Here is a 5,758-nt window from a genome sequence, read left to right as displayed (position 1 = left end):
CGACGGAGAAGATGTTCTCTCGCTTAGGGATCCAAAGCTTGGGAAGGTCCGTGCGGTTTAACTTTTCCCAAAGCTCCCCCGGCGTGATATCGTTCCGAATATAAAAAGCCACGAGGCGTTCGCCCTTCTGTTCATCAGGGACCGCGGTGATCACGCAGGCCTGATCTCCCACGATCTGATTCATCGCCTCTTCCACCTTGATATGGGGAACCATCTCGCCTCCGATCTTGCTGAACCTGGAAAGGCGGTCCGTGACACGGATAAATCCATCTTCGTCAATTGAGGCGATATCTCCTGTGACGTACCACCCGTCGCGAACGACCTCTTGGGTCTTTTCGGGCTGGCCGTAGTAGCCGACCATACGATTGGGACCCTTGACCAGGAGGAGCCCTTCCTGTCCCGGCGGGATCGTTTCCCAGGTGGTGGGGTCCACGGCCTTCACGGCCACGCCGGGCAGGGGATGGCCCGCCGTGTGAGGCTTGAAGCCGGTCTGCCGCTCCCGACCGTGGGTTACGTCCGGTATGTTGACCGAGATCACAGGAGCCATCTCCGTGCATCCGTAGCCTTCCAGGAGATCCAACCCATACTTTTCTTTAAACGCCCTTGCCAGCGAGTCGGGGACCTTCTCAGCTCCTGCGATAGCATAACGGAGGCTGGAGAACTGTTCCGCGGGGCACCTCTTTAGATACGCCCCGTAGAAGGTAGGCGTGCTGATCAAGATGGTGGCTTTGCGCGTCGATACCGTTTCGCCGATGGTCTTGGCGTCCATGGGGTTGGCATGATAGACGACGCCGAAACCGGATAGGAGCGGAAACCATAGCGTGCCGGTGAAGCCGAAAGAGTGGAAAAACGGCAGCACCCCCATCACCCGGTCTCTTGACGTCACCCAAAAGAGCTGGGCGATCCCTTCGATATTGGAGAGGATGTTGTGATGGGAGAGCATGACCCCTTTAGGTACGCCGGTGCTCCCGCTGGAGAAGATGACCGTGGCAAGGCTGTCGGGGTTCCACTCCCCGCGGTAGTAGATGGCTTCAAGCACCCTGCACGGAAGGAAGAACGCCAGGAGGGCGGTCGATACTTTTGCCGACGGCGTCATTTGTTTCATCACGTCTTCAAGGAAAACCATCCCTTCCCTTTCTTCGATTTTGGCGCGGGCCAGAAACGTCCGCGAGGCCAGGATGGTTTCGATCCTGCACTGATTAATCGCCGAGGATATGGCTTCGCTCCCTGCCGTAAAGTTGAGGTTGACCGGGATCTTGCCGGCGAGGAGCAAAGCGATATTGGCCAGGGCCCCCGCGATCGAGGCGGGTAGAAGGAGCCCCACCATGCGTTCACCGCCGCCGTTTTTTCGCAACCACTGCGCGAGGAGCAGGCTGATGGTGAGCGCCTTGCCGTAAGTCAGTTCCCTGCCGGTGGAGTCGGCCATGCAGAACAAAAACCAACGCCGCTTGGCGCTCCTCAAAAACCGCGCGGAAAGCAAGTCCCGCGGCGTCCGGCGGATCTTCACCGCCTCGCACCCCAGCTCGATAACCGCCTGTCGGACTTCCTCCGCCGTCGCCTTGGATGGCAAAGGGGCGCCGAAGGTAACCGTGACCGGATAGGGGAGACGCTCGGGCCACTTCCAGAAGAAGCGCCCGTCTTTGAAGCTGAAGATGCTGCCCCAAAGCCGGTCGAGATGCACCGGGATCACAGGCACGTCCATGCCTTCTACGATTCTCTCGAACCCCCGTTTGAACGGGAGCAGGTTGCCGGTCCGGCTGATCGCCCCCTCGGCAAAGATGCAGACGACGTGACCCTGGCGGAGCTCCTCGCGGGCGCGCTCCAACGACTCGATAATGTCTTTTCGGCTCCTGCCCGAAACCGGGATTGCTTTCATCAGGCGAAAAAGCCAATGGAGCGGTTTCAGCTCGTAGTAAGGCCGGTAGACCATGAACCGGATGAATCTCTGGACACAGGCTCCCACGAGCAAGCCGTCGACATGGGAGACGTGATTGCACACAAGCAGCGCAGCCCCGCGGAAAGGGACATGCTCCTGGCCCACGAGCCGGATTCTGTAGATCGTGTGGGTAAACATCCAGAGCGTGAATCGAATGAGAAAGTCGGGCAGAAGGCTGAGTACATAGGCCGTTGCTGTGAGCGTGAAGAGACCGCAGATGAATATGACCCGGTCCGCCGGCACCTCCAGCCAGTCGCGGAATGCCCAGAGCAGCCCGGAGGCGAGAAGAATCCCGCCCGTATTGAGAAAATTGTTGGTTGCGATTAGCCGGCCTTTCTCCTCGCGCCCGCTCCTCTGTTGAAGGAAGGCGTTTAACGGGACGACGAACAGGCCGCCCGCCAACCCGAGCATGGCGAGCGCCGCGGCTGCCTGCCCGTAGGATTCGGCGGAGTTCGACAAGAGAAGGGAGAATATCCCCATGCCGATGGAACCTAGAGGCACCAGCCCCAACTCCACCTTGTCGCCAGATAAACGTCCGGCTAAAAGGCTGCCGAGCCCGATCCCCGCGGCAAGAAAGGTGAGGAGAAAGCCGATTCGCAAGTCATCCAGCCCCATCACCTCTTTGCCAAAGAGGATAATATCCATCTGGAGCAGGGCGCCCAGAAACCAAAAATAGGAGATGCCTATGACCGTCAGCCACAGGCTCCTGTCCCCGTACAACCGTCCGATCCCCTGCCCGATCTCAGCCCAGGGATTAAGTCGAAACGGTTTTATGACCCCGGAACCAGCGACCTTGGTGATCCTCAGGCTCGCAAGAGCCCCCGCCAGCGAGATCGCAAGGAGTAGAACGCCGATGAGCTCCGGCCGGTCCCTCCAACTGGCGAATATGAGGCCGCCCAACGAAGTCCCTAGAATGATGGCCAGGAAGGTGCTCATCTCCAGAAGCCCGTTGGCCCGGGAAAGATCCTTATCGGCGAGCATCTCCGGCACGATGCCGTATTTAGCCGGGCTGAAAAAGGCAGAATTGAGAGCCAATAGGAACAGAACCGGGAGCATAAGCTCGAGCCTTTGAGAGAAAAGGGCCAGGAGCGCCAACCCCATGCCGGCCACCTCGACCGCCTTGGTGACGACGATAACGGTTCGCTTGCTGCAGACGTCGGCCGCATGTCCCGCATAGCCCGAGAACAGCAAAGAAGGGAGAATAAAGACGGCGCCGACCAGGGCAAGGGCGCTGGCCCCGCCGCCGGTGGCGCCGGAGGCGATCAATGAGAGCACCATCCTGTAGACGTTATCGTTGAAGGCGCTTAAGAACTGGGTGGCGAGGAGCGCTTTGAACCCGGGATATCCGAGCGTGCCGCTGTATTTACCTACGGGCATAAATGAGAACTTGTCGTCTCGAGTCATCGCGCCGCAAAGTACCCGGCTTCGTCATAGCGTTTGCCCAAGAGGTCGATGTACTTTGGCTCATCGAGCAGTCCGGTCGCTCGGTCGTGCACGACTTGGCCGTCGTGGACGAATGTAATCAGCTCAAAGGGCCGCGCCGGGTCCGAGCCGGCGACGACGGCCACGTCGTCGGGGGAGATGGTGTAGGAGCTGAGTATTTTTGCGAAAGGCCAGCGGACGTTCACGTAGGTGTGGAACGCGAGTTCGGAACAGACGATGGCGTCCCACGTGTTGTTATCGAAAGAAAAGTCATACTGCTTGCCGATGTGGGAGAAGGCCAGGGTGATCGCTCTCGCCACGTCCGCAGGCGGAATTTTGTCGCTCTTGGGCCGGATGATGGCGAGATCGTCGGTGTTGAGAAAGTCCTCGATAGTACTGAGCCGGGTTCCGCCCGGGAGCGCCTCTACGATGGTTTTTCTTTCACCAACCTGCTTCACATACTTCGCTACCCAAGGCTGTTGGAGGAGATCGAGGGCCTTCAGCTCCGCTGCTGTGCCGACATACAGGGCTACATGTCCAAAGTGTCCGGGGATGAACTTGTTGGATAGCCTAAAAGGACTTTTTTCCAGCAGGAGATCTCCGGGTCGCAGCCTCTCCTTGACGAATTCCGCCCATTGAGGTTGGTCGAACAGTTTTCCTTTTCTGAGCTCGATGCCGGCGAGACTCCCTACCCCTGTGAACAACGGAGACGCGGCAATTCCGAGAATTCCAGAACTCATCTTTTGTACCAGCCCCGAATAACTCTGCAGCGCCCGGACGAGCTTCGGGAGAATCCCTTCGCCGCGGATTTCCGGGATGGCGGTGCTTGTCGCGATTTCCGCAGCCAGATAGGCAAAGAAAGGTTGTGTTTCCGCCGGACCCGAAGGCAGATGTCGCGCTTCGTCTACCGCTTGAATCCCCGTCTCCAGGAGGCGCCTGTATTGAAGCCTGGTGAATTCCGTCTCGATGTTGTCCCAGAAGCCTCGCGGAATACCCAGGGCCGGGTCCCCCTGGTTGAGCAGGGCCTTGACCCCGGGGATGCTAAGAAGAGAGGTTTGTAACCGGCGGGCGTTCTCGTAGAGAGTCACGGCGGCTAAAAGGGAAATTCCGACGGCGCGAAGTCGAAACGGTCGCGGGTAGGGGATGTCCTCGCGAGTGAGCTTGGCGACGTGTTTGAAGGCCAGGCGATACAGGGCTTCGCGCAGGTCCAGATAGTCCCGTTTCGCGGCGTGCACGCGGACATGAACGTTTCCTCGGATCAGTCCGCCGTCCCGCATGATGGCCTGGCGTAGAAGAGGAGCGGACGCGGCCCACTCATTGCGCAGTTTCTTGGATCGCTCGACCAGGAGGCGCACCTCCGCCTCATCCTGAGCCAAATCCTCTGAGGCGAAGCCCGCCCGCAGCAACGTGTAGGTCTCCTCCGCCTCTTGCAGGGCCGACTCGATTCCGTCGGGATACAGGGCGAAAAAAATCCTGTCGTTGGCCTTGAGATGCCTCTCCAAATCTCCTCGGCGGCCCTTCAGTCTCTCGATGGCCGCCCTGAAGAGATCTTGATGGTGGCTTGTGCTGTAGGTTTGCAGCGAGAGTTCCCAACTGTCCTTCGGGATTCCATATTCGGGATCAGGCTCGTTCCACGCGGCCCGCAGGGCCGGATGGTCGCGCAGCAAGGCCGCGACGGCGTGGGAGTTTTGCAGTAGCGTCGTGCCCGCCACAAGCGCCAAGCTGGATCTCAATAGGAGAGTCCCGAGGTCTTGCCCTTCAGCTCTCTCCACGATAGCCGAGGCATGGAGCATTGCCCCGCTGAAGAGAATTTCACGCAGAGAAAAGTATTCGCGCCTGTAGAGCCCAAGCCTTTGAAGCGCATCTGACGGCGGCTCGCGAGACGTCGCCTTTGCCAGCTCGTCGATATTTTTCCGCAGCTCAAGGCTTCGCCAGCGGGCTTCCGCGTAGGCATCGGCTTCGTCGGAAAAAAAGGCGGGAGGCGCCTCGCGGACCAGCAGAGGAGATACGGGTTGGCAGGCTGAAAGGAGCGACGCGGCGGCGAGGCCTGCCGACAGGAGCGCGCGCCCGAATGAACTAGTCGCTTCAGGCAAATCTAGGCGGCCGCTCCGCAGACCTCTACGGACCGCCAAAAAGTAGGTTGCCCAGGGCCGCTTCTCTTGCATGCCGGGTCGTTCAGCCGTACGGCTTGGGTCATTCTCCTTAGTCCGGCTGTAGCTTGTCAACTGTTTTTTTCACCCGGTCGGCCGTCTTGCAGCCGGGGGAGGAGTTGCGATAACTATCGGGTATGGATTTGACGTGGCTCCAGGTCCCGCAATGGAAAAAGGCGGATGGCCTGCTGCACGGCTTTCTCGGCCGGCGCGGGGGGAAGAGCGGCGGGCCCTATGCCAGCCTCAATCT

General features: G+C 59.6%; 2 protein-coding genes. Both read right to left on the bottom strand.

The window, feature by feature from the left end:
- The coding region (locus tag HYT87_20155; protein ID MBI2062034.1) for an MFS transporter at positions 1-3,313 on the bottom strand (3,313 nt) is incomplete at its 3' end.
- A gap of 23 nt (positions 3,314-3,336) precedes the next feature.
- Positions 3,337-5,451, bottom strand: coding sequence for a hypothetical protein (locus HYT87_20150; GenBank protein MBI2062033.1), 2,115 nt, complete (start codon positions 5,449-5,451; stop codon positions 3,337-3,339).
- Positions 5,452-5,758 lie beyond the last annotated feature (307 nt).

The sequence above is a fragment of the Nitrospirota bacterium genome (assembly GCA_016180645.1).
Taxonomy (GTDB): domain Bacteria; phylum JACPQY01; class JACPQY01; order JACPQY01; family JACPQY01; genus JACPAV01.
This window is presented reverse-complemented; position numbering and strand designations above follow the sequence as displayed.